A 23,849-nucleotide genomic window follows, 5' to 3' on the forward strand; every position below is an offset into this window, starting at 1 on the left:
CACCTTTCACCTACCTTTTCCAATGGATTTAAAGAAAAAGATCTTAAAAACGCTTTACCCCTTGATCATGCGGTTGTCAAAAGCAACCAGCCGCGGCAAGGTGTTGCAGAACCAACAGCGGGTGGCCCCGGCCGAGTCTTTCTACCGCCTGGAGGCGGTGCTTAACAACGGCCAGCCCCTGGACTTTGGCCAGCTGCGGGGCAAAAAGGTGCTGCTGGTGAACACGGCCTCCAACTGCGGGTTCACGGGCCAGTACCAGGAGCTGCAGGAACTTTACCAGCGCCACCAAGACCAACTGGTGGTGATTGGGTTCCCGGCCAATGATTTCAGGGAGCAGGAGCAGGACGATGACCAGACCATTTCGCAGTTCTGCCAGGTCAACTTCGGGGTAACCTTTCCGCTGGCCAAAAAAAGCAAGGTGGTGAAGGCCCCAGACCAGCACCCGGTGTACCGGTGGCTCACCCACGCCAACCAGAACGGCTGGAACCAACACCAACCCGACTGGAACTTCAGCAAGTTTTTGGTAGACGAACAGGGCGTGCTCACGCACTATTTCGGGCCTGCTGTTTCGCCCACGGGCGAGGAAGTGACCGCCGCCCTTGCCAAACCCGCCCGGTAAAGGCTGCGCCAAACCGCTCCATAACTTTTCACACTCGTCAGTAGCCTCTTTTCCGAGGCCTGGCGGGTTCGCTCAGACCTGCAGTCCGGAAAGAGGCTTGCCGGTTTTCTTACCCTTTAGTACCGCTCATATGCGTAAACCTTTACCATTCTTTTTTTACCTGCCGCTGCTCCTGCTGCTCTCCTGCGAGGGACTTTTTGAGTACCATCCCAACCAGATTACCCTGCGGGAAAGCGAGAAAGACCTGACCCAGAAAAACCTGCTCAGGCTACAGGACCAAACGCCCCGGGACACCCTGCACCTGCTGCTCATGGGCGACACCCAGCGGTTCTATGACGCCACCCAGGACTTCGTGAAGAAAGCCAACTCTTACCCGCGCATTGACCTGGTAGTGCACCTGGGCGACATCTCAGACTTTGGCATGTCACAGGAGTACCGCTGGGTGCATGACATCATGAAAGACCTTAGGTGGCCTTACCTCACCGTCATCGGCAACCATGACATGCTGGGCAACGGCCGCAAGGTGTACCGGCAGATGTTCGGGTCCTTCAACTACTCCTTTGTGTACGGCCACACCAAATTTGTGCTCCTGGACACCAACGGCCGCGAAGACGGTTTCCGGGGCAAGGTGCCCGACCTGGAGTGGCTGGCCAACGAGCTAAGCCCGTCTCCCGAAGAGGGCTGGCAGCAGGCGGTGGTGCTCTCGCACGTGCCCCCGTTTGACGGTGACTTTGACCAAGCCCTGGAGTTGCCGTACCACCAGACCCTGGCCCGCAGCCAGCGGGTGCCCCTCAGCCTGCACGGGCACCGCCACGGCTGGGAAACCGAGGCCAAATATGACGGCAACGTACTGTACCACGTCACCACCTATGTAAAGGAGCGGGGCTTCACTTACCTCAAGCTCTGGCAGGGCGGGTACCAACTGGAAAGGATTACCTACTAACATGAAGCGCTTTCTTCTTCTATGGGGGCTAGTTCTGGCCCTGGGGCTGCCCGCCCACCGCGCCGCCGCCCAAACGCTCCCGCAAGACTCCGTGGTCAACCCCTCGCCTTATTACGTGAAGGCCCAGTTTGCCGGTGACATTGGCCTAATCTCGGTGGGGGTGGGCCGGCAGGCTTTCAACAGTAAGCTGGAAACAGACTTGTCGTTGGGGTACCTGCCCAAGTTTGCCGGCGGCGATGACCTGTTCACCCTGGCAGTAAAGTCTACGTTTCTGCCCTACCGGTCCATCCGGCTCAAGGCCGTGGACTGGAAACCCATCACGCTGGGCGTGCAACTGGGCTATACCTTCGGCGAAGAATTCTTTGCCTCTGAGCGCTACCTGAGCCGGTACCCCAATTCCTACTACCGGTTCTCCACCGCCTTAAACTTTTACCTGTTTGCGGGCGGGCAGGTGAACTTTACCCGCGTAAAAAAAGTCAACCGGCTGGCCGCGTACTATGAGGCGGGCACCATGGGCGAATACCTTATCTCGTACATCACCAACCCCAGGTACCTGAGCCCGGGCAAGATCTTTAACCTGGCGCTGGGGGCCAAACTGTACCTGTAGCGGGCAAAAAGTCTGGGACTGGAGCGGGGAGTAAATAGGTAGTATTTTGAGGCAGAAGGGGTTAAGAAAACGAGGGCCCACCTGTTGAAAAGTATTGGGAAGATTTTACATATTGTTGCCTGATTAAGCAATCTTTTGGTGCCTCTATACGTATAGCGGTACCATTCCTGAGCCATACCCCAGTCTAATCCATGAGCAACATGCCATCCTCCTTCATTGAGGACACCGCAAAAGAGGAGAACCTGCCTTTCCGCAGGATCTTTGAAGCATTGCCTGGGCTAATCCTGATCGTGACCCCTGAGTTTACCATCCAGGGGGCCTCTGACATGTATCTGCGCGAGACGCTCACGGTGCGGGAGGAAATCATCGGCCGGCCTGTTTTTGAGGTCTTTCCAGATAATCCGGACCAAATCACCGCTTCCACCAAGAACCTGCGGGCTTCGTTTGAGCAGGTGCTGGCCACCGGCAAGACCCACCACATGGAGGTCTTCCGCTATGACATCCCAGACCCGCAAGCCCCGGGCCGCTTTCTGGAACGCCACTGGATCACCACCAACTCGCCCGTGCTGGATGAGCAGGGCAAGGTGCAGTGCATTCTGCACGAAACCGTGAACGTGACCGAGCGCGAGAAGACCAGGCAGGAACTGAAGGAGAGCCGGGAAAGGGAACAGGCCGCCCTGGCCCAGGCCGTGCAGCAGCGCCTGCGCCTGGAGCGCCTGTTTGAGCAGGCCCCCGCCGCCCTGGCCATGCTGGAAGGCCCTGATCTGGTGTACAAAGTGCTCAACACCTCCTACCAGCAGCTGTTCCCGGGCCGGCAGTTGATGGGCCTGCCCTTGTTTGAGGCCCTGCCCGAACTCAAGGACCAGCCCGTGGCCCAGATCATCAGGAACGTGGTGGAGACCGGCGAAACTTTTGAGGGAAAGGAAGTCCTCATTCCGGTGGCCCGCTACGAGGGGCAAGCCCCCGAGGACATCTACTGGAACTTTATCTACCAGGCGCTCTATGACACCCACGGGCAGGTAAACGGCATGCTCATCTTCGCCCTGGATGTGACCGAGTTTGTGTGCTCGCGCCGCCAGGTGGAGAAAAACGCCGAAGCGCTACAAGTTCTCAACCAGGAACTGGAGGCCCGGGTAGAACGCCGCACCCAGGAACTCCGCAAGGCCCAGGCCGAGGCCGAAAAGCAGAAAAACCGCCTGGAACACCTTTTCACGCACGCCCCCGCAGCCATCTGCATCCTCACCGGCCCTGACCTGGTGTTTGAGCTGGTGAACCCCATCTACCAGCAAATGACCCCCAACCGCCAGCTCTTGGGCAAACCCCTGCTGGAGGCCCTGCCCGAGATAAAGGACAGCGAGGTGTACCGCGGGTTCCGGGAGGTGTACCAGACCGGCATCACCCGCGAGGAGCAGGAGATGCTCATTCCGCTGGTCCGCGCGCAGGACGGCGTGCTGGAGAACCGCTATTTCAGGTACATTCAGCAGCCCCGCCGCAATGCCCAGGGCGAGGTAGACGGCGTGCTGGTGCTGGCCTTTGAGGTCACCGAACTGGTGGAGGCCCGCAAGGCCGTGGAGGGCAGCGCCCGCGAGCTGCAGCTCATCACAGACGCCCTGCCCGTGCTCATCAGCTACATTGACAAGGAAGAGCGCTACCGCTTCACCAACAAGGCCTACGAGACCTGGTTCAACATCAGGACCGAGGACCTGTTGGGCCGCACCGTGGCTCAGGTGCTGGGCGAGAAAGCCTACCGCAACGTGCAGGGGTACGTGCACCGGGCCCTGGCGGGCGAACTGGTGCGGTACGAGGCCACCATGCCTTACCGCGAGGGTTTCCGGAAACACACCCAGACCAGCTTTGTCCCCAACCTGCAAGACGGCGAGGTGGTAGGCTTCTATGCCCTGGTCACCGATGTTTCTGAGCAGCTGGAGGCCCGCAAGGCTATTGAGAAAAGCGAGCGCGAGGCCATTGCCCTGGCGCAGGAACTGGCCCTGGCCAACAAAGGGCTGCAGGTGGCCAACCAGCAGCTTACCCACACCAACTCAGACCTGGACAACTTCATCTACACGGCCTCGCACGACCTTAAAGCCCCCATCTCCAACATTGAGATGCTGCTGGAAGAGCTCCTGCTGGAGCTGCCGCCCGAAAGCCAGCCCCAGGGAGACCTGGGCCGCATTGTAACCATGATGCGGGGTGCCATTGACCGCTTCAGGAAGACCATCTACAACCTCACCGAGATCTCTAAGCTGCAGAAAGACCACGCCCACGCCTCTGAGCTGGTGAACGTGGAAGAGCTGGTGCGCGGCGTGCAGTTGGACCTGGAGCAGATCATTGTCAAGTCGGGGGCCCGGATAGAGACCGACCTGGCCGGCTGTGCGCAACTCTCCTTTTCTGAGAAGAACCTGCGCAGCATTGTGTACAACCTGCTCTCCAACGCCATCAAGTACTGCCACGCCCAGCGGCCACCCGCCATCAAGATCACCTGCCGCCTGGACGCCGATTTCTTCGTGCTCACCGTGCAGGACAACGGCTTGGGCCTGGAGCCCGAGCAGCAGCAGAAACTCTTTGCCATGTTCCGCCGCTTCCACGACCACGTAGAAGGCTCGGGCGTGGGCCTGTACATGGTCAAGCGCATCGTAGACAATGCCGGCGGCAAGATTGAGGTAGACAGCACACCGGGCGAGGGCAGCACCTTCAGGGTATTCCTGCGCAACCAGCCCGAACCTATCACAGCGCAAGCATAGCCCGCCAACGGCCCTGCCAGAAACCTAAGAAGGTTCCGGCAGGGCCGTTGGGTTTTAAGCGCAGGTTCCTTAGACCATCTTTTGCCCTGAGCCGCCCGGTGCGCTAACATCAAAGACCTGATTTTGGGCTATTTTCTGAGAATCGGGCCCAAAGCCGCTATCCTAAACTAAATCACACAACTTTCAGGGCCGGTACGCGGTATTTCCTACCTTGCAGACCAAATCTTTTTCCCAGCCCGGCTGGAACCGCGTACCTATGGATTTTTCAACCATCAAGCTGGTGGCCACTGACATGGATGGCACCCTGCTAGACCCCCAGCACCAGCTTTCCCCCGATTTCTTCCCCATTTTTGAAGCCCTGCAGCAAAAGGGAATCCTGTTTGCCGCCGCCAGCGGCAGGCAGTACTACAACCTGGTCAACGTGCTGGAGCCCGTGAAGGAAAGGGTCATCTTCATCGCCGAAAACGGCAGCTACGTAGAATACCAGGGCCAGGAGCTCCTGGTGCAGGCCATGGACCCCACCGTTACCCGGCAACTCCTGCAGAAAGCCCGCACCATTCCGGGGGTGTACCTGGTGCTGTGCGGGAAGAAATCGGCGTACGTAGAAAGCACCGCGCCCCACTTCATGCAGCAAGTGCAGCTGTACTATGACGCCGTCACCGTAGTAGACAACCTGCTGGAGGTAACCGATGACCAGTTCCTGAAGATCGCCATCTGTGACCTGGCCGGGGCCGAGGGCAACAGCAACCTGTATTTCGAGGAAGAAAGGGCCCACCTGCAGGTAACCGTTTCGGGCAGCATCTGGCTGGACATCTGCCACAAGCAGGCCAACAAGGGCAAGGCCATGGAGGTGCTGCAGGAGAAATACCAGATCACGCCCCAGGAAACCATGGTGTTTGGGGATTACCTCAACGACCTGAAGATGATCCAGAAGGCCTACTACAGCTACGCCATGGAAAACGCCCACCCAGACATAAAGGAAGCCGCCCGCTTTCAGGCCAAAAGCAACAGTCAGAACGGAGTATTAGAAGTACTGCAACAACTGGCAAGCGCCTGACGAAATAGAGTAGCTAGGTAAACCTGCCTGATTGCCGAAGCTGGCAGCCGCTTGGTTTTGGGCCCGTTTTCACGAAAAGAAACCAAAAACAGCAGGGCCGTATACCTGGTAAGTACCACAAGCAAACCAGACCATGGACGAACAATTGCTGCAGGCCGTGAACGAGGCCGTGACCCGGAAGAAATTCCTGAAGATTCAGTACCGCACGGAGTTGAACGAGTACCTGGCTGTGACGGCGCTCATTAAGAAGTTAGAGGAGAAGGAGGGCCGGCTGCAGATTGAGCTGGCCACCGGCGAAGAGATCCCGTTTGAGCACCTGGTAAAAGTAGGCGACGTAGCCTCTGACCAATACAACAGCCGTGACTTTACCTGTGACTGCTAACGCAGCAAGATAGGAGGTAGGAACGCAGCAGCGGGCCGTACCGGATGAATCTCCTGGGTACGGCCCGCTGCTGCGTTCGGCCCGTTCATCTGGTGGCCGGAGCTTAAAATGCCTTAAAAGCGCATGGTGGTTCTGGGGCCGCGGCTGCTGTCTACGCTCCAGATGCCCGAGCCCTGGGCAGCCATGTACAGGAACAAAAAGCAGTAGAGTACCGCCAGTTCGCCCTGGTTCTCAATGGGCAGCCCGCCCTGCGAGCCGTGGGCCATGAAGTAGGCCACCGCCATCACGCCGCTGGCAACAAACGCCGCCCAACTGGTGAAAAAGCCAAGGGCAATCATGACGCCGGTCACCAGTTCCAGGATTCCGGCCACGCCCGCCAGAGACGCCAGTTCCACCGGACCTTTGTCGCCGGGCCAGCCGAACAGTTTCTGGGTGCCGTGCAGGGCAAACATGATGCCCGCCACAATCCGCAGCAGGGCATACAGGTGGGGGGCGTATCGTCCTAAGATTCTATTCATAGTGGTAGGGGGTAAGGTTCATGCTGTAGGCGCCGCTAACAGGTGACGCTCGGTGGTTTTACGCGCCCGACGGCATACTGTTCTGTTCATTGGGCTGCGCGCAGGCTCCGGTTCCCCAAGGCGGGTCTTCAGGAAAAGGAATGTGTGGGTTTTAAGCCTGTTTTGCCCAAAAAGAAGGGAAAATGGGAAATTGCTTGAGCCCTGGGAAAGGCGCTGCACCCTACTCTTCTTTCACCAGCACGGTATCTCCCTCCAGGTGGGCCACGTGCAGGCAGGGCACTTGGTCATGGTGGTGCAGGGGTTTGCCGGTGTTGGAAAGATGGATGCAGGGCGACTCGTCTGTGAGGTGGAGTTTGTGCACGCAGGCCACGTTGACGCGGCGATGGGAGGAGAGCGCCGCCAGGTGCTGTTCAATCAGCTGGGCCCTTTGCTGGCGCGGCAACTGGTGCAGGTCTTCCCGAAAAGTGGTTCTCAGGGAATGCAGCATGGCCAGCCCAATGGATTTGTCCTGCTGGTACAGGAGTTCCGGGGCATACAAGTAGGCAGGAAGCGCCTTCTGCCAGCTACCGGGAGTTCTATTTTGTCCGGCAGCCGAAAGAAGGCGTTCCTTAAATTTATAGGGAAAGGGGTGACTGCGTTAGGTGGGTTGGTTGCTGTTCCAGATGTCCTTCTGCATTTTCCAGGCGCCGTTTTCCTTTTTCCAGACCGCCATGTACTTGCCCTGGTCCAGGGGTTGTCCTGCCTCGCCCGTGAGGGTGTAAAGGCCCAGTTCAATAGCGGTCTGCTCAAGTTCTTCCACCTCTACCGTGTCCAGGGTCATGCCTTTGATGCCCCCGTTCAGGGCGTTTTGCCAGAACTGGCCAATGGCTTCCCGGCCCACCACCGTGTCACTGCCGGCGGGTAACAGTTGGGCAGTTTTGGTGTAGAGACTGGCCACGCCCGCCGTGTCGCCCTGGTTGAAGGCTGTGGTTAATTTCTGGTTGAGGTTTTTGATTTCATCAGTAATGTCAAGGCTGAGTGCTTCCATGCAGATTTGGTGGTAGAAGGTGGATGAAGAGGTAAGCGCCGGTACTCTGGGAGCCTCGCCGGGTTGCGCCGTATGGTGCCCACCGCCTGGCTCCCCGCCTGAGGGTCTGGGCAACGCTTCAAGTTGCCCGGGTTTAATCTGTAGTACGGGTGAAAGGGAAAATGGTAGCTTTCTAAAGAAACAACAAATCCTACCTAAATAAAAAAGCCGTTTTGGAGTTGTTTTCTGCAGAACAACGCCAAAACGGCTGGGAAGAATGGAGGCTCCGGTTACTTCCGGCGGGGCGGGTAAGACGTGGGTTTGCGGGGTGGGGCGGGGGCTTTGGCCGCTTCCTTTTCCTCGGGGGTTCCGCGCAGGTGAATGATGAGGCCGTTCAGGAAATTGCGCAGCAGCTGGTCGCCGCAGGGTTTGTAGTTGGGGTGGTCCTCCTTCCGGAAAATGGCGCTCAGCTCACTTTTGGTCACGTCAAAGTCTACCAGTTTCAGGATGTGGACAATATCGTCATCGCGCAGCTGGAGCGCCACGCGCAGTTTCTTCATAATGTCATTGTTGGTCATAGCGCAGTTACTTAAAGGTGCACGAAAGTACGTATACGCAACCAGATTGCAAGAAAGCTGACCAATGCCGGCCCAGCCAGCCTTTGCTTGCCTGGCCCTGGAGGCACGAGGAGCTCGCCCAACCTGTGAGATGCCGCTGGCGGTTAGCCTTTGCGCCCGCCGCCTTCGCCGGAGAGTTTCTCCAGGGCCTTGTTGCGTTTAAACTCCATTTTCCCGAAACGGTAGTTAAAACTCAGCCGCACAATGCGGTTGTATTGGTTGTTGCGGTTAAAGTTGCTGGAGTTGGTGTTGTTCACCGTGGTACGGATGGTGTTGTTGCTGAACAGGAAGTTCTCCACGTTCAGGCTTACCCCGCCTTTGCGCTTCCAGAACTCCTTGCGCAGGCCCAGGCTGTACGAGTAATTGTAGGTGCTGCGGCTCTGCAGCGAGATGCGCGGCGAGTTGAACGACCCCGAGGTTTGCACGCTGAAGTCGTTGATGAACCGGTAAGAGGCGTTGCCGCTGAGGTTGTACATAAAGCCCGCCCGCCGGATGGCGTACCGGCCCGAAAAGCTGTTGAGGTCATTGTAGAACAGGTTGGCATTCACGCCCACTTGCCCTTTCTGGTTAAACCGCAAGGAAGCTGAAAGGCTGGTGCCGTAAGTAGCGTTCTTGCCCAGGTTGGCGTAGGTGGTGTGCAGGGTGTCATTGTTTTCCCTGATGGGGAACTGGTACTGGGCAATGTCATTGTTGGTTTGCCGCCAGTACAGCGAGGCGTTCAGGCTAACGGCTTTCAGCAGCCAGCTGTAGTTGAGCTCCGTGTTGTGGGTAAGCTCCGCATCCAGGCCCGGGTTGCCGTACCGGATGTTCAGTTGGTTGCTCTCGTTGCGGTACGGGTTCAGCTGCCCAATGCCCGGCCGCTGAATACGGATGGAGTAGCTAAGCCGCAGCCGCTGGCTGTTCTTGAAGCTCTTCATCAGCATTACGTTGGGCATGAAGTTGTGGAACGGCTTGTCCAGCGCAGTTTCTACCCGGTTGGTGGCAAAGTCGCCCGTTACCTGGGTGTACTCATAGCGGCCGCCCAGCCGAAACGTGTACATCTTCTTCACCCGCAGCGTGTACGACAGGTAAGACGAATACACGTCCTGATCATAGGTAAACAGGTTGGAGCGGCCCGGGTCTTCCACCAGCGGGGCCCCGGCTTCGCGGGCAATCAGGAAGTCATAGTCGCTGGCCGAGTGCCGCAGAACCGCCCGGGCGCCCACCTCCAGCCGGCCCAGCCGGGCGAAGGGGTGCTCATAGTCTACCTGAAGATTCAGCTCACGGTTCTGGTTGCGGTTGGTGCTCTGCTCCAGGCGGGTCACGGTTTCGGCAAAGTTAGTCTCCACCAGGCCGTAGTCGCTTTCCTGCCGCTGGGTATTGAACATGGCAATAAGGTTCAGTTGCTGGCCCTTGCGCTTAAAGCGTCTCAGGTAGTGCAGGTTGGTCTCAAACCCGTGGTTCTGGCTCAGGTTGTCAATGTCCCGGAAGCGGAAGTTGCCGGTCTGTTCCTCGCCCGAGGGCGTGAACTGGCGGGTGGTGAGCGAACGGTCGCCCAGGTTGCGGGAGCGGTTCAGGCGCACGTTCACGCTCAGGTTATTTGACTCATTAAAGTCATAGTCGCCGCCCAGCTGCGAGAAGATAGACCGGCCGTTGTTCTCAAAGGTGCTGCTTTGCTGGATCAGCTTGGTGGGCGTCTGGATCAGGTTCTCTTCCCGGAAGTACACCTGGTCTGATTCTGAGTCGCCCACGCGGTCATTGAAATTGCCGCCCACGCTGGCCCTGAGGCCAAACTTCTTGCGGCGCACGTTCAGGTGGGTGTTGAGGTTGTTGGAGCGGTTGCCGGCGGTGGCGGTCACCTGGCCTGTCATGCCCTCAATGGCGCTTTGTTTGGTGATGATGTTCACCACGCCCGCCGTGCCCTCTGCCTCGTACTTTGCCGAGGGACTGGTGATCACCTCCACCGACTTGATCATGTCCGCCGGGATCTGTTGCAGCGCATCGGCCAGGTTGTCGGCCAGCATGGTGGAGGGCTTGCCGTTGATCAGGATCTTGATCTTGGTGCTGCCCCGCATCTCCACGTTGCCGTCCATGTCCACGGCCAGCGAGGGTACTTTCTTGAGCACGTCGGCGGCGGTGCCGCCAATGTTGGTGATGTCGTTCTCGGCGTTGTACACCAGCCCATCGTCGGTTTCCTGGATCAGGTCTTTCTCACCGGTGATCACCACTTCCTCCAGGGCCTTGCTGTCAGACTCCAGTAAAACAGGGGCCAATTGCACCGCCGCGCCGCCCGGCTGCACCGTTACCGGGTACACCTTGGTTTTGTAGCCCAGAAACGAGACCGCCAGGTTGTACTCCCCGGGCGCTACCCGGGGGAAGGTGAAGCGGCCGGCCTCGTCGCAGGAAGTGCCGTTGAGGGGTTTGCCGGTTTTGTCTTGCAGTGCCACGGTGGCAAAGTCCACGGGTTTTCGGGTGGTGGCATCCAGTACGGAGCCGCTCAGCGGGCTGCCGCTGGTTTGGGCCGTAACGGCGGCGGGGGCGGTCACCGCCTGGGCGGGAAAGGCAGGGGCAAGTGCCAGGGCGGGGAGCAGGAGCAGCCCCAGGAAGCTTCGGGGGGAAAGCTGTTTCAGATAGACCATAGAACCGGAGTGGCAAATAAGGGGGATGAACCAGCCTGCCGCAGAGAAATGTCCATGCCTTCCTCTCTCTCGTCTCCGGGCGGGTGGTCTTTTGACAAACCCGCCCCCCGAAGGTTTAACCGGGTGAGCCAGAAATATTTGCTTTAGCCCTACTTCCGGGAAAACGGCTAAAAAACAGCCTCCTGCCCTCCGCCGGGCTGGGCGGAAAGCAAGAGGCTTTAGAGTTATGTGAAAAGCGAGGCTGCTAGTAGGTGAGCAGTTCCACCTTACCGTCCATGGTGGCGGCAAGGAGGCGGCGCTTGGGCAGCACGTTCACGGTGTTCACCATGGAGTTGTCAATCTTGTGGGCCCAGTTCACCTGGCGGGTCTGCGGGTTGATGCTGTACACCACGCCGCTCTTGGTCCCGAAGAACACGGCGCCGTCCTTTTCAATCAGCATGGAGGGCACGTGCTCGTACCCAAAGCCGGCGTTCATTCTCCAGGCCAGCTTGGGGGCCGTCTTGCCGGTTTCAAAGGCCACCACCTCGTCTTGCATGGTCTTGCCGTACACCAGCTTTTTATCGGCCGAAAGGCCCAGCGACTCGCGCACGGTGGCCTCTTTGCTGCGCCACAGCGTTTGCCCCGACTGGCTGTCAATGGCCGTGATGAAGCGGTCTGGGGCCACAATGTACACCACGCCGTCATGCGCCACCGGAATGCACATGGCCGGCGAGAACATGCGGTTGGCCGAGCCGTTGTTCCACTTCCAGGTCAGGGTGCCGTCTTTCTGGTTCACGGCGTAGAGGTGCCGGTCCCAGGCCCCGAAGATCACCTTGCCTTCATACAGCAGCGGGGTGCTCACCACGGCGCCCTCCAGTCCGCTGAAGGCCCATTTCTCCCGGCCGGTAGCCGCTTCCAGGGCCCTGAACTTGCCGTCTGAGCCGCCAATGTACACCACGCCTTTGGCTACCAGCGGTGAACCCAGCACCGAGGCGCCCGTCTTGGTTTTCCAGGCCAGTTTCCCTGATTTCGCCTTTAAAGCATAAATGTGCCCGTCACCCGAACCGAAAATCACCAGGCCTTTATGAACCGCAGGGGAGGAGAACACGCCGCCGCCGGTCTGGAACGTCCAGGCCTTGGTGCCGTCTTTTTCGTTGAGGGCCTCTATTTTGCCCACGCTGTTCCCGAAGATCACCAGGCCCTGCGTGTAGACCGGGGTAGAGATCACGTTGGCGTCTGAGTGGTAGCTCCAGGCTTTCTTGGTGGAGGCGTACGTCTGGTTCACCGCAAAGGAAGGGCGCGGGTAGGTTTTGCCGTTGGAGTAGTCACGGGGCCCCAGGGCCAGGCGGCGCCACACCGGTTTGGTGCCCACGCCGGGCGTGCGCTCCGCAAACAACACCGAGTCTTGCCGCATCTCTACCAGGTTGTACCCGCCCACGGCGGCTTTGGCCCTGAGGTTAGAGCGCCCCATGGTGCCGGGCAGGCCTTCAGAATCGGCTACGCGGTTCTGGTGGCCGTGCCCGCAGATGGTGTACTGGGTGTTGTACTGCTTCAGGCGGTCAATAGCGTCGTACCAGTTGTCCAGGCCGTTGTCCAGCGGGTAGTGGTTCACAAACACAATGGGCTGATTCTTGGGCGTTTTGGCCAGAACGCTGTCTAACCAAACCGTGGCATCGCGGGGAATGTGCCCGTCTGACATGCGCACGTACGGGCCCGAGGCGCAGCCAATGAACTTGATGCCCTGGTGCTCAAACACGAATTTATCGGAACCAAACTCCCTGATGAAGCTCACCCCACCCGACTCTGACCAGCCGGTGTCATGGTTGCCGGGCACAATATAGTAAGGCACTTTGAGCTTGCTGATGATCTGCTTGGCCACTTTCAGTTCCTGGTCGGTGCCCATCTCGGTGATGTCGCCGGTGAGCAGCACAAAGTCAATGTTGGGTTGCTGGTTAATGTCGGCGATGGTGCGTTCCAGGTCTTCTTCGGCCACGCCGTTGGGGGAGCCCACGTGCGTATCAGTGACAAAGGCGTACCGGAACGATTGGGCCAGTCCGGTGGTAGCGGTTGTGAGCCAGCCGCAAAGGAGGAGCAGGAGGGGGAGTTTTTTCATACAAACAGGTTGTGGTAAGTTGCCGGCGAATATCTGTAAATGCCCCCTTATTTTCAACGCTCGGCCTAAAATGATGGAATTTAGGCGCTGTGGCCCAGCTCCTGCCGGTGTTTCAAGCACGTTTTCAGGAAAACCGGGCTAAACAGAAAACCGGCCGCCGCAGCCAGGCAGGGGCAGATGCTTTTAAGGCCCCGGTGCGATTTAGGCTAATTTCTGTAACTTAGAGCCAGAACCAAACCAGAACAGACCGTGCCACAATACCTCATCACCGCCTTTGATTACACCGACGACCAAGCCCTGGACCGCCGCATGGCCACCCGCCCCGCCCACCTGGAAATGGTGAAGCAGCTCAAGGCTACCGGCAACTTTATCTTAGGGGGTGCCATGCTGAGCCCCGAGGACAAAATGATAGGCTCTACCCTGGTGGTGGAGTTTGAAAACGAAGCTGCCGTGCAGCAGTACCTGGCCCAGGAGCCGTATCTCCTCCAGAAAGTCTGGGAAAAAGTAGACGTGAAGCCCTTCCGGGTGGCCACCGTGTAAGTAGGTAAAGTGCTCCTGCCTACCGGAATACGCAAAGTAAAAGATCGTTTAGGGCTTGTTTCCATGAAAACAAGCCCTAAACGATGAAATAGTATCACAGTATTTACTTTGGCGCGGAAGTTCCTTCCGTGCCTTTATAGGTTTGGGCAAGGCACGGAAGTAACCTCCGCGCCAGAGAGATCCGCTCTATGGTGTTTGGCAGAGCGATCAATGAAGCAGCATTGACCAATCTACAAATACCAAAGGTCTGACGAGGCAGGTCTCAGATAGACGGTATCTCCTTGGACCAGGGAACGCACGCCGGTTCTTACCACTACTGGAAAGTTCTCTACGGTAGTCTCTACCTCATAGTAGCTTCCGAAGAACGTGACCTTATTTACGGTGGCAGAACTGCCTTTCTTTTCCTCTACTTCCAGCACCAAATCCTCGGGCCGCAGCAACAGGCTTTTACCGTTATTACTATTTGCTGTTGCTCCGGTAATAGCCAAGGCTTGGTCTGGAGCCAGCAGATTGTACTTCCCGAACAACCCGGCCACGTAGGTATTGACAGGTTGCCGGTAAACTTCCTCCGGGGTGCCTTGCTGTACTAGTTGGCCGTCTTTCATCACCAGGATCTGGTCTGCCCAGGAAAGCGTGTCCTGCGGGTCATGGGAGATCATAAGGCAGGTAATGTCCAGCTCCTCGGCCAGGTCGTGCAGAATGGTTTTGAGGGTGTTCTTGTGGCCGGTGTCCAGGTTGGAGAAGGGCTCGTCCAGCAGGAGCAGGCTCGGCGAGGTGAGCAACAGGCGGGCCAGCGCAATCCGTTGGCGTTCGCCGCCCGACAGCTGGTCGGTTCTGCGTTGGAGCAGGTGCCGGATGTGGCAGAGCTCATACAGGGCATCGGCCTCTTCCTGCGGCAGGGTGTTGGCGTACCGCAGCACCTGTTCTACCCGCAGGAACTCGGCTAACTCAAACTGCTGCGACAGGTAGGCAATGCCCGGGTGGCCGGCCACCAGTTTCTCGGCGGGTCCTTTTACCCGCTCTTCCTGGAACAGGACCTGGCCCGCATCGGGCTGTACCAGACCGGCGATGATCTTGAGCAGGGTACTCTTCCCTGAGCCGGTTTCGCCGGCCACGGCAATGTTCTGGAACGCCTGCTGGGTAAAGCTGATGTTGGTGAGCACCGCTTCTTTTTCGCCCTGCTTGGTGATTCCGGCTACTTCTAAAAAGGTCATATGGTAAAAAGGGGGGGCCTGCGCCGGCATTAGGAGGCCTGCGTAGCCACGGGCGTTAACTGAAGTTCTTCCGCGTGGGGCTGCAGGGTCTGGATGATAAAGTCAATGTGCGCGGCCAGGTCTACGCCCAGGAGGTCGGCGCCAAGGCGCACCTCGCCCCGGTCTACCGAGGCGGCAAAGCTGGCCTGCTTCAGCTTCTTCAACACCGATTTCGCCTCCAGCCCCACCAGCCGCTGCGGCCTGACCTGGGCACAGGCCACCACAAACCCGGTAATCTCGTCGCAGCCCAGCAGGGCTTTGTCCAGAAGGCTTTCGTGGGCCACGCCCCAGTGGCTGTAGTGCGCCGAGATGGCGTGGGCCATTTCTTCCTCGCCCCGTTCGCGCAGCAAGTCCACAATCACGTGCGGGTGCCGGTCTGGGAAAGCTTCGTAGTCGGCGTCGTGCAGCAGGCCGGTGTTGCCCCACTGGTCCACGTCTTGTCCTAATTTCTGGGCGTACGCCCTGAGTACCAGTTCAACGGTGCGGGCGTGGCGGAGCAGGCTTTCGCCTTTGGTGTATTGTTGTAAGATATGAAACGCTTCTTCTCTGGTCATGGTGTGCAAGTTAAGACCAGTAAGATAGCCCTGAACCCGCTCCCGCGCAACTTTAGAGCGGAAAGCGGCTGTTTTAGGGCTGTTTTCCGGAGAATGGCCCCCAAACAGGAGCCCTTTGGAGCTCAACAACCAGGGCCCGCCCGCAAGCGCTTAATGGTGATGGTGGTGGTGATGGTGGTCGTCGTCCTCGGGTTTGGCGCGCAGGTTCTGGATGGAGCCAAACACAAACAACACGCCCCAGCACAGGTAGAGGTAGTTGAACGACTCTACTTCCTTGCCCCACAGGTGCAGGAACAGGTGCGCCAAAGCCGACATCACCAGTCCGGTCACGGCAATGAACTGGAACGAGTTCATGGCCTTGGGGTTGTATATTTTAAACCATTCCATAAGCAGGTACTGTAAGCGACCCCTGGTTGGCAGAAGCCGCGGTGCGTGTTTTCTAACGTATACGGATATTTGGGCCGGCGGGGCAAACTACCTCGGCGGCGTTGCGGTGCCACGGCTGAAAGGGGCCCTGGCAGAGGGCCCGGCGCTGATTGGGCAAGCTACAGGTAGCTTGCCTTTCATGGCCGCCGCCCGGCCAAAGGTAGTCATTTTGGAGCAGCTATTTCCCCTTGGCCGGGCCGTTACGGGGTGATCTGCCTTGCGGCGGGACCCTAAAAGCCTTTCGGCCGCTCCTGAAACAAGCAAAAACCAGCAGAGGCCCCGGGTAGTGGGGCCTCTGCTGGTGTAAGGGTATATAGAGAGAGGTTACTTCTTGGCGTTAGGAGTTACTTCCTGCACCAGGGTTAAGAAGTTGCCCTCGGGCTTGGCTTTGAACTCGGCGTAGGCTTCTACCTGGCGGGAGCTCAGAATCCGGAAGAGCTTGTTTTCAAACTCCTCGTCAATCTCCCGCAGCCGGGCCTCCCGGCTTTCCGCATCCTCGTTTCGGGCCACCTCGGCGGCCTTGGACAAACGCTCCAGGTTTAAGTTCCGGATCATCAGGTACTCGTTCTCATTCAACCCCATGGCCTCAACCATTAAGCGGGAAACCGAAGCAGAGGTTTTCTCTACCGCCTCGTTCTTGGGAGCAGTTTGTGCCGCTGCGCCACAGGCGAAGGCAGCAACCAAGCAGAAAGAAAGAAAAAGCTTTTTCATGACCTGAAATCTTGTAGATGAAGCGTTTGGTGTGTACGGTTAAGGGTCTTGGAAATATCTTATACTAAAGTTTCTTCTATCTACGCTACTTTGCTGCCAGGGTTGAGCCAATCTGCGCAAATGCGCTTTTTCTGAGCAGATTCAAACCAGAAAATTTTCAGAGTTCAATTTACAGGGTGGTGGTTTGGGAATATGACCCGGCTTAGCACTAAAGCAGGAAGCCGGGCCAGTGCAGTGGCACTGGGCTGCCGGGGAGTGAACTGCCCTAAAAAAATCACCCTGTTTCAGGGCCGTTTTTAGGAAAACGGCCCTGAAACAGGGTGGTAAAAATGCAACCTCAGGGGTTACCAGAGCCACTCAGGGCAGAGCACGCGGGCTTTGTTCCGGAGCTTAATGCCCACCACCAGCTCATGGCTGCCGGCGCTGGCGCTGTTCAATCCAGAGGTGGTGAGGTCATACGAGTAGCCAAAGTCCAGGACGTGGTTCACGTTTACCCCGGCCAGGGCCGCCACCGCATCGCCGTGCCGGTAAGAGACGCCCGCCCAGAACCGGTTGGCGTACGTCATCTTCGCGTTCACGTCCACCGCCAGGGGACTGGGGCTGGCCAGCTTCAGCATCACCGAGGGCTCGAACGACAAGTCATACCTGACCCTGAAGCGGTAGCCGGCAGTCATGAAGAAGTGGGGCTGCAGCTTTTGCTCCGCCTCAAGCGGGCCTTCGCTCTGCGAGATGCGGGTAGTAAGCAGCTGGGCCGCCGAAACGCCCACGTAGAAGTAGTCTGAGTACACCCAAGTGCCCAGGCCCAGGTCAAAGTTGGTGCGGCTCATGGTGCCGGGCCGCAGCGTGGGGTCCTGCTGGTGGTTCAGCCGGATGGCGTTGGCATCCAGCCGCGTCTGCACCACGCCCCCCAACAAACCCACCGACATGTTCACCCGCCGGGTAATGGGGTGGTGGTACGCGTATGTGAGGCTGGCGTTGGTGGTGCTCAGGGGGCCGGTTTTGTCTACCTGGGCCATGGCCCCGAACCCGTGGTGCGCGCGGGCCTTGTGGTAGCGGGTAGCGCGCGGGTTCTTGGACGGCATGCGGGGAATGAACCCCTTGCCGGTGCCGGGCCCGTTGGGCGAGTTGCGGTCGCTGGTCCCGAAGGACGAGTGCCCGCTCACGTAATAGCTCACGGGGGCTCCCTCAATGCCCACCCACTGCCGGCGCGTCCCAAACCGCACATCGGTGTAGCTTTCAATCCCCGAGAGGGCGGGGTTCAGCAAAAAGTTGTTGAACAGGTACTGGCTGTACTGCGCTTTCTGCTGCGCCATGGCCGGAGCCCACAGGGCAAACAGGAATACGATGGTGGCAAGCTTCTTCATCTGGCTTACTTGATAATGGTGACGTTACCGGTTAATGGGGTTTCATTGCCGCCCAGGCGGATGACATAGTAATAAGTGGCGGCGGGTAGGGGCTGCCCGTTCATGCGGCCGTCCCACGGTTGCTCGTAGCCTATTGACTCAAACACCTTGTTGCCCCAGCGGTTGTAGATCTCCACCTGGCAATTGGGGTAGCTGTTCAGGTTGGGCACTTCCCACCCGTCGTTGATGCCGTCGCCGTTGGGGGTGAAGCCGTTGGGCACCTCAATGGGCTTGAGCACGGTAATGGTCACCTCATCTGACGAAGTACAGCCGTCCTGGGTGGTCACGGTTACGGTGTAGGTGGTTGTCTGCAGGGGCTTGGCCACCGGGTTGGAGATTTGGGTGTTGCTCAACCCAGTGCTGGGCGACCAGCTGTAGGTAAGACCGCCGCTGGCGGCCAGTTCCACAAAACGGCCCAGGACAAGGTTCTGGTCGGGCCCCGCGTTGGCGGTGGCGGCCGGAATGTGCACCCGTACCGGCAGGCGCACGCTGGCGCAGTTCTGCACTACTGACCGCACGTAGTAAGTGGTGGTTTCTTTCAGGACAGGCGTAGTAAAGGTTGGGCCTGAGCCCAGCATACGGCCGCCTTCCTCCTTGTCAAACCATTCCACCACCGCGCCCGGTACTCCCGGCACTGCGCTCAGCGTAGCGGTGTAGCCGGCGCAGATATAGGCATCCTGGGCGGCGGGCGGTTGCGGTGCGGTCACCGTCACCTGAATCACGTTGCTCTCGGCCATGGCGCAGCCACCCGATACAATCTTCCGGCGGAACCACGTGGTGCGCTGCAGGGCGCCCGGCGCGTAATGCTGCTCGGTGCTGTTCCCGAAGGCCGTGCCGAACCCGCTGGTTGGGCCGCTGGTGCTGCTTTCCCACACGTAGGAGAAGGTACCGTTGCCACCCTCAGGCTGGGTGCCCACCAGGCGGGCGGGCGCCGTGCCCATGCAAACCGTCTGGTTGGTAGAGATGGTGTTTCTGGTAATGGTGGCGTACACCGTCACCTGCACCACGTTGGAAACATGGGTCACCGTGCCGGAGCTCACTTTCCTGCGGAACCAGGTGGTCTGGGTCAGAGGGCCCGGGGTGTAGTTCTGGGTGTTGGCGGTGCCGGAAGCGGTCACAAAGCCGCTGGCCGGGCCGCTGGTGCTCATTTCCCAGAAGTAGCTGAAAGTGCCGTCGCCGCCAACAGGGAGGGTGCCGCCCAGGGTGGTAGGCGCCATGCCGGTGCAGATGGTCTGGTCCTCATGGATGGTGTTCTGCGAGATCTCGCCGTTCACGGTCACTTTCACCACATTGCTCAGGACCTGGCACCCGCCCGATACCACCGCCCGGCGGAACCAGGTGGTCTGGCTCAGCGCGCCCGGGGCGTAGGTCTTGCCGGTAGCCCCCGCAATGGCAGTAAAGGTTACCCCGTCCAGGCTGCTTTCCCACTGGTACTGGTAGGTGCCGGTTCCGCCCATGGGCGTGGTGCCGGTAAAGGCGGCCGGTTTGGTGTGAATAAAGATTACCTGGTTGTCCTGAATAAAGTTGTTGATGATAGACTCGCTCACCGTCACCTTAATGGCAGGGCTCACGTGCGGAACACAGGTACCCGATTTCACTACTCTTCTGAACCAGGTGGTCTGGTACATGGTGCCCGGGGTGTAGCTTTCTTCCTGCGCCCCTCTGATGGAGTAGAACGAGACGCCGTCGGTGCTGCTTTCCCACTGGTACTGGTAGGTGCCGGTTCCGCCGGTTGGCTGCGTGCCCGAAAGGGTAGTGGTGCCGGTGCCGGCGCAGATGGCCTGCGTGCCCGAAAGCGTATTGTTGGCAACGGGGTCCTGCACGGTTACCTGCACGGCCGTTCTGGGCCCTGCGCAACCGCCTACCACCGCCTGCACATAGAAGGTGGTGCTCTTGGTAAGGGCGACCGTAGTGTAGGCCGGCCCTCTGAATAGGGCGGTTCCGCCGGTGGCGGCGGCAAACCACTCATACGTCACGTCGGTGCCTGGTTGGCTCACCCGCAGGATGGCCTGCTCAGAATGGCACACCGTGGTGGTCAGGGCCTCCGGGGCGGCCGGCAGCGGCGAAACCGTTACGCGTACTTCTACCCTGCCGGGCGCAAGACAGCCGGAGGCGCTTACCGCCTGGGCGTAGAAAGAAGTGTTTTGTTGCAGGACCGGGGTGGTAAACGTGGTGCCTTCGCCCACCAGGGTTCCGCCGGTGGCCGCATCAAACCAGAGTATCTTCTGGCCAGTGGCAGCCGGGGTGGCGGTTAGCGTGGCGGTGGCGTTCTCACAGGTGGCTACGTTTCGGGTAATGGGCAGCGCCGGGAGCGGCAGCACGGTGACTTTCACCGCAGAGCTGGTTAACTGGCAGTTTCCTGAGTAAGTGATTCTTCTGAACCAGGTAGTGCTGGCCAGGGCGCCCGGCGCATAGGTTACGCCGTTGTTCACGCCCGGGGCCTCAATAAACCCGGCGGTAGCGCTGGTAAGGCTTCTTTCCCATTTGTAAGTGTAGGTGCCGTTGCCGCCGGTTGCCTCCGGGGCCGCAATCACCGGGGCCGGCGTGTTGTCGCAGATGGCCACATCAGCGGGCATGGTCACCGGGGTAAGCACCGGGGTCACGACCACTTTTACCGGGCTGGAATACTCCACGCAGGGCCCCATGGTTACTTTGCGGCGGAACCAGGTGGTATGGGTAAGTGCCGGAGGCGCGTAGTTCTGGTTGGTACGGGTGCCCGGAGCCGCTGTGTAGGTAAGGCCATCCGTACTGATTTGCCACAGGAACTCCGGCGTTTCGTTTCCGCCGGCGGGTTTAGAGCCCGTCAGAGGAGTAGGGGCACTGCCGGAGCAGACTACCTGCTCTCCCTGAATAGTGTTGTTGGAGATCACTGGTAATACCGTCACTTTCACCTCGGTACGTACCTCTGAGCAGTTGCCAATGGCCCGGCTCTGTACAAAATAAGAGGTATTGGCGGTCAACGCCGGCGTCACGTATTGGTCGCCGGTGAAGAAAGGCGTGCCGCTGGTGGGGCTGGTGTACCACTCGTACGGTCCGCCCGGGGCGGTAGCGGTCAGGGTAGCGCTGGAGCCGCTGCAGATGGTGGCATTGGCCAGTGTGGGCGGAAACGAGAAGGTGTTGATGGTGATGTGGATGGGTTCCGAGGCCTGCACACAGCCATTGATGTTCACCAGGCGGCGGAACCAGGTATTGGCGGTAAGTGACCCGGTGCGGTAAGTCTGCTCGTTGTTAATGCCTTCGGCCGACTTGAAGCCAGCCGTGGCGCTGGTGGTGCTCACCTCCCAGAGGTAGCTCGGGGCGCCCCCGTTACCACCGGCAGGCAGGGAGCCCGATAGGGTAGTGGAAGTACCGTAGCAAATGGTCTGCTCCGCGGGTGAAATGGTGTTGTTGGTAACCGGCGGAACCACGGTGATCAGGACCGGGGCCGAGAAACTGGTGCAGCTTCCGGAGGTAACCTTGCGTCTGAACCAGGTGGTGTGCGGCACGGCACCCGGCTCATACGAGGCCTTGTTGTTGGTACCAGCGGCGGCGGTGAAATCTTCTCCGTTCAGGCTGCTTTCCCAGGCATAAGTGTACGTGCCGGAACCTCCAATGACGGTCTGACCCGTAAGGATTGCGGCCGTGGCGCCCTGGCAAAGGGTCTGCGGGGCGCTAATGGTGTTCCCTGAGATCACCGGCTGTACCGTTACTTTGACCGGGGTGCGGGCCGCAGAGAAGCAGCCTTCCGGCGAAAGGGTGGCCACGTAGTAGGTAGTGGTGGCGGTTAAGGCGGGGGTGGTAAACCGGCTGCCGGTGGCCAGGGTGTCTCCGCCCGTAGGCGTGGCATACCAGTAGGGAGTGCCCCCGGTGGCGGTTGCCTCCAGGGTGGTGGCGCTGCCCGCGCAGAGGGTGACCGCCTTGGCGGTGGGGGCTACGGGCAACGGCTGCACCGTCACCGTCACAGGTACCCTGGTGGGATTGACGCAGGCTCCGTTAAGGGCGGCCTCAACATAATACGTGGTGGTTTTGGTAAGAACAGGGGTAGTGAACGCAGGGCCAGAGGCCAAGGGTGTGGTGGCGGTGGCGGATGCGTACCAGTTGTAGACCGGGGCGTCTCCCTGGGCCTTCAGCGTGGCTTTGGTGCCGGCGCAGATGGTGGCCGGCGGCACTACGGGCGCGTCAGGAAGATCCTGAACCGTGATAACCTTGGAGATGGAATCGCCCAGGCAGGTGGTACTGGAACCGGTAGGGGTCACCGCCAGGGTGATGCGGTACGTGCCGCTTTGTTTGAACCGGATGGAGGGGCTCACCGAAGCCGCGTGGGTGGCATTGGTAAACTCCCAGCCGGTGGAAGGGGTAATGTTCCAGAGCCTGCGGTACCCGCTGGCGTTGCCGCCTATGTTGTTGCCGTTATAGCCGTTCTTGGTCTGGTCGTTCACCTTTACCACCTGATTCACGCAAAGTGCGCCCTCTGGGGTAACGCTGAAGCCCGGAGAGGGCTTGGTGGAAATGATGATCCCGCTAACCTCGGCCTGCTTGGGAATACAGCCGTAGGCAATGGCGTACATGGAGAAGCCCTTCGGCTTGCCTTCCGACGACTTGGCAAAAGTATGGTCAATGGTGGAGGGCAGGTTTTTCTGGTCGAAGAACAGGGTGTCTGTGCCGTCGTCAAACCAGATGGCGTATTTTGTGTTGGGCCCGTTCTGGCTGGTACCCGTAATGCCAAACCTGAAGGTGGCCGGGGAGCAGTCGGAGGTGTTGTTGGGGCTCTGAATACCAATCCCGGGCGTGCTGCCATTGGAGACCGAGTACTCCTGGGTGGCTTCACACTGGCCCTTGCCTTTCACCGTGAGCCTCAGCGTGAAGCTGTCCTGGGTTTTGTAGGTGTGCGTGGCGGTGGTGAACGTAGCCGGGTACAGGTCTGAACTGCCGTCACCCCAGTCTATGCGGTACCACTCATTGGTGGCGGCGGTGCTGGAGGTGTTGGCCACCGTGAGGTGGTACTCCACAGAGCCGCCTATGGAGCTGCAGCGGGTGAAGTTTTCCTCATTGGCATCGGCCAGGGAGGCGTGGGGCTTGTCTTGGTCGGGACAGTTTTGGGCATAGGAGGCAAAGCTCAACAGGAACAAAAAGCCCAGTGATTGAAAGAATTTCTGAAAAGGCGACATGGTGCCAGGTATAGAGGGAAACAAAGGGTGACACTAATTTGCTAAAGGGCAAGCAACAGCTAGGCGCAGGCAGATTCTGCCCGGCAACCGGTGCTTTGCGCTTCAGGTAATTACTTTATCCTAGGGGAAGTCTGACCTATGATGCCCCCGCAAGCGGGGTGTCCAAAACTTTTTCCTGTGGGGGTAGGAAAATTTGGTTTTGTGAAAAAAGAAAGGTAGGTTGGGAAGTATAGTTGTTTCATATATAGTGATTTTATATTGTACTAACCTTAGGTGTTGTTTTTGCCTCCTTCACATCTCCGTCTTTCCGGTGCTAGAAAAATGATGTTGTAAAAGTGGTTTCAGGGCCGGTAACAACTACTTATTAAGAATTAGTTTCATTCTTAAGATAAATGTAAAAGAATTGTATTCTAATAAAAATATTAAATTTTAAAGAAAGTAATTGTTAGGATGAGAAAGAGGCTTCCTGCTGGTGTTTTAGCCTTTTATTAGTTCTTACAGAGGGCAAGATTTCTGGCCTAAGCTGAAAATGCTCCTCAAAAACCGGTGCCGATGTGGAGGGGCAGGGAAGAAAGAGGGAAGCTTGCAGGGGCTTGCCCGATGGAAGAATAGGTT

General features: G+C 58.8%; 19 protein-coding genes. 7 read left to right on the forward strand and 12 right to left on the reverse strand.

The window, feature by feature from the left end; genetic code table 11:
* Window positions 1-22 precede the first annotated feature (22 nt).
* The 6 genes from JT718_RS01365 (at window position 23) to JT718_RS01390 (ending at window position 6,349) form a co-directional block, all read left to right on the forward strand.
* Entirely contained in the window at window positions 23-619 is a 597-nt protein-coding gene (locus JT718_RS01365; RefSeq protein ID WP_205499871.1) for a glutathione peroxidase, read from the forward strand.
* A 130-nt stretch (window positions 620-749) separates the two neighbouring features.
* Window positions 750-1,562: a metallophosphoesterase family protein gene (locus JT718_RS01370; RefSeq protein WP_205499872.1), complete on the forward strand. Its 813-nt coding sequence runs from the start codon at window positions 750-752 to the stop codon at window positions 1,560-1,562.
* A gap of 1 nt (window position 1,563) precedes the next feature.
* Window positions 1,564-2,169 carry a hypothetical protein gene (locus JT718_RS01375; protein ID WP_205499873.1) on the forward strand — a complete coding sequence of 202 codons (606 nt, stop codon included), beginning with the start codon at window positions 1,564-1,566 and terminating at the stop codon, window positions 2,167-2,169.
* Window positions 2,170-2,360: 191 nt separating this feature from the next.
* Window positions 2,361-4,910: a PAS domain-containing sensor histidine kinase gene (locus JT718_RS01380; RefSeq protein WP_205499874.1), complete on the forward strand. Its 2,550-nt coding sequence runs from the start codon at window positions 2,361-2,363 to the stop codon at window positions 4,908-4,910.
* A gap of 256 nt (window positions 4,911-5,166) precedes the next feature.
* The gene (locus tag JT718_RS01385; RefSeq protein ID WP_205499875.1) at window positions 5,167-5,967 is read left to right on the forward strand and encodes an HAD family hydrolase; all 801 of its coding nucleotides are present in this window, start codon (window positions 5,167-5,169) and stop codon (window positions 5,965-5,967) included.
* Between the two features lie 133 nt (window positions 5,968-6,100).
* Window positions 6,101-6,349, forward strand: coding sequence for a hypothetical protein (locus JT718_RS01390; protein ID WP_205499876.1), 249 nt, complete (start codon window positions 6,101-6,103; stop codon window positions 6,347-6,349).
* A 113-nt stretch (window positions 6,350-6,462) separates the two neighbouring features.
* Here the strand turns inward: JT718_RS01390 and JT718_RS01395 are convergent, their stop codons facing one another.
* The 6 genes from JT718_RS01395 to JT718_RS01420 all read right to left on the reverse strand — a co-directional run bounded on the left by JT718_RS01395 (window position 6,463) and on the right by JT718_RS01420 (window position 13,200).
* Window positions 6,463-6,867: a DoxX family protein gene (locus JT718_RS01395; protein ID WP_205499877.1), complete on the reverse strand. Its 405-nt coding sequence runs from the start codon at window positions 6,865-6,867 to the stop codon at window positions 6,463-6,465.
* Between the two features lie 220 nt (window positions 6,868-7,087).
* A complete protein-coding gene (locus JT718_RS01400) occupies window positions 7,088-7,405 on the reverse strand; it encodes a hypothetical protein (protein WP_205499878.1) in 318 nt (105 codons plus the stop codon).
* Between the two features lie 99 nt (window positions 7,406-7,504).
* Entirely contained in the window at window positions 7,505-7,894 is a 390-nt protein-coding gene (locus tag JT718_RS01405; protein ID WP_205499879.1) for a YybH family protein, read from the reverse strand.
* A gap of 269 nt (window positions 7,895-8,163) precedes the next feature.
* A complete protein-coding gene (locus JT718_RS01410; RefSeq protein ID WP_205499880.1) occupies window positions 8,164-8,451 on the reverse strand; it encodes a DUF1456 family protein in 288 nt (95 codons plus the stop codon).
* A 143-nt stretch (window positions 8,452-8,594) separates the two neighbouring features.
* Window positions 8,595-11,108 carry a TonB-dependent receptor gene (locus JT718_RS01415; protein ID WP_205499881.1) on the reverse strand — a complete coding sequence of 838 codons (2,514 nt, stop codon included), beginning with the start codon at window positions 11,106-11,108 and terminating at the stop codon, window positions 8,595-8,597.
* 244 nt (window positions 11,109-11,352) lie between these two features.
* Window positions 11,353-13,200 carry an outer membrane protein assembly factor BamB family protein gene (locus JT718_RS01420; protein WP_205499882.1) on the reverse strand — a complete coding sequence of 616 codons (1,848 nt, stop codon included), beginning with the start codon at window positions 13,198-13,200 and terminating at the stop codon, window positions 11,353-11,355.
* A 249-nt stretch (window positions 13,201-13,449) separates the two neighbouring features.
* Here JT718_RS01420 and JT718_RS01425 point away from each other — a divergent pair, with 249 nt between their 5' ends.
* On the forward strand, window positions 13,450-13,740 hold the full coding sequence (locus JT718_RS01425) for a YciI family protein (RefSeq protein WP_205499883.1): 291 nt from the start codon (window positions 13,450-13,452) through the stop codon (window positions 13,738-13,740).
* 230 nt (window positions 13,741-13,970) lie between these two features.
* Here the strand turns inward: JT718_RS01425 and JT718_RS01430 are convergent, their stop codons facing one another.
* From JT718_RS01430 to JT718_RS01455, 6 genes are all read right to left on the reverse strand, one after another.
* Window positions 13,971-14,954: an ABC transporter ATP-binding protein gene (locus JT718_RS01430; RefSeq protein ID WP_205499884.1), complete on the reverse strand. Its 984-nt coding sequence runs from the start codon at window positions 14,952-14,954 to the stop codon at window positions 13,971-13,973.
* A gap of 29 nt (window positions 14,955-14,983) precedes the next feature.
* On the reverse strand, window positions 14,984-15,547 hold the full coding sequence (locus JT718_RS01435; RefSeq protein WP_205499885.1) for a metal-dependent phosphohydrolase: 564 nt from the start codon (window positions 15,545-15,547) through the stop codon (window positions 14,984-14,986).
* Window positions 15,548-15,697: 150 nt separating this feature from the next.
* On the reverse strand, window positions 15,698-15,934 hold the full coding sequence (locus JT718_RS01440) for a hypothetical protein (protein ID WP_205499886.1): 237 nt from the start codon (window positions 15,932-15,934) through the stop codon (window positions 15,698-15,700).
* Window positions 15,935-16,297: 363 nt separating this feature from the next.
* Window positions 16,298-16,684 (reverse strand): hypothetical protein, encoded by a 387-nt coding sequence (locus JT718_RS01445; protein WP_205499887.1) that lies wholly within the window; start codon window positions 16,682-16,684, stop codon window positions 16,298-16,300.
* A gap of 344 nt (window positions 16,685-17,028) precedes the next feature.
* Window positions 17,029-18,048 (reverse strand): PorP/SprF family type IX secretion system membrane protein, encoded by a 1,020-nt coding sequence (locus JT718_RS01450; RefSeq protein ID WP_205499888.1) that lies wholly within the window; start codon window positions 18,046-18,048, stop codon window positions 17,029-17,031.
* Window positions 18,049-18,053: 5 nt separating this feature from the next.
* A complete protein-coding gene (locus JT718_RS01455; protein WP_205499889.1) occupies window positions 18,054-23,234 on the reverse strand; it encodes a T9SS type B sorting domain-containing protein in 5,181 nt (1,726 codons plus the stop codon).
* Between the last annotated feature and the right edge of the window lie 615 nt (window positions 23,235-23,849).

Origin of the sequence: Rufibacter psychrotolerans (assembly GCF_016924645.1) — a bacterium.
GTDB classification, from domain to species: domain Bacteria; phylum Bacteroidota; class Bacteroidia; order Cytophagales; family Hymenobacteraceae; genus Nibribacter; species Nibribacter psychrotolerans.

Excerpts from the sequence above, each read along its gene's own strand:
- JT718_RS01365 (WP_205499871.1), top strand. The coding sequence starts at position 23 with ATGGATTTAAAGAAAAAGATCTTAAAAACGCTTTACCCCTTGATCATG.
- JT718_RS01370 (WP_205499872.1), top strand. The coding sequence starts at position 750 with ATGCGTAAACCTTTACCATTCTTTTTTTACCTGCCGCTGCTCCTGCTG.
- JT718_RS01375 (WP_205499873.1), top strand. The coding sequence starts at position 1,564 with ATGAAGCGCTTTCTTCTTCTATGGGGGCTAGTTCTGGCCCTGGGGCTG.
- JT718_RS01380 (WP_205499874.1), top strand. The coding sequence starts at position 2,361 with ATGAGCAACATGCCATCCTCCTTCATTGAGGACACCGCAAAAGAGGAG.
- JT718_RS01385 (WP_205499875.1), top strand. The coding sequence starts at position 5,167 with ATGGATTTTTCAACCATCAAGCTGGTGGCCACTGACATGGATGGCACC.
- JT718_RS01390 (WP_205499876.1), top strand. The coding sequence starts at position 6,101 with ATGGACGAACAATTGCTGCAGGCCGTGAACGAGGCCGTGACCCGGAAG.
- JT718_RS01395 (WP_205499877.1), bottom strand. The coding sequence starts at position 6,867 with ATGAATAGAATCTTAGGACGATACGCCCCCCACCTGTATGCCCTGCTG.
- JT718_RS01405 (WP_205499879.1), bottom strand. The coding sequence starts at position 7,894 with ATGGAAGCACTCAGCCTTGACATTACTGATGAAATCAAAAACCTCAAC.
- JT718_RS01410 (WP_205499880.1), bottom strand. The coding sequence starts at position 8,451 with ATGACCAACAATGACATTATGAAGAAACTGCGCGTGGCGCTCCAGCTG.
- JT718_RS01415 (WP_205499881.1), bottom strand. The coding sequence starts at position 11,108 with ATGGTCTATCTGAAACAGCTTTCCCCCCGAAGCTTCCTGGGGCTGCTC.
- JT718_RS01420 (WP_205499882.1), bottom strand. The coding sequence starts at position 13,200 with ATGAAAAAACTCCCCCTCCTGCTCCTCCTTTGCGGCTGGCTCACAACC.
- JT718_RS01430 (WP_205499884.1), bottom strand. The coding sequence starts at position 14,954 with ATGACCTTTTTAGAAGTAGCCGGAATCACCAAGCAGGGCGAAAAAGAA.
- JT718_RS01435 (WP_205499885.1), bottom strand. The coding sequence starts at position 15,547 with ATGACCAGAGAAGAAGCGTTTCATATCTTACAACAATACACCAAAGGC.
- JT718_RS01440 (WP_205499886.1), bottom strand. The coding sequence starts at position 15,934 with ATGGAATGGTTTAAAATATACAACCCCAAGGCCATGAACTCGTTCCAG.
- JT718_RS01445 (WP_205499887.1), bottom strand. The coding sequence starts at position 16,684 with ATGAAAAAGCTTTTTCTTTCTTTCTGCTTGGTTGCTGCCTTCGCCTGT.
- JT718_RS01450 (WP_205499888.1), bottom strand. The coding sequence starts at position 18,048 with ATGAAGAAGCTTGCCACCATCGTATTCCTGTTTGCCCTGTGGGCTCCG.
- JT718_RS01455 (WP_205499889.1), bottom strand. The coding sequence starts at position 23,234 with ATGTCGCCTTTTCAGAAATTCTTTCAATCACTGGGCTTTTTGTTCCTG.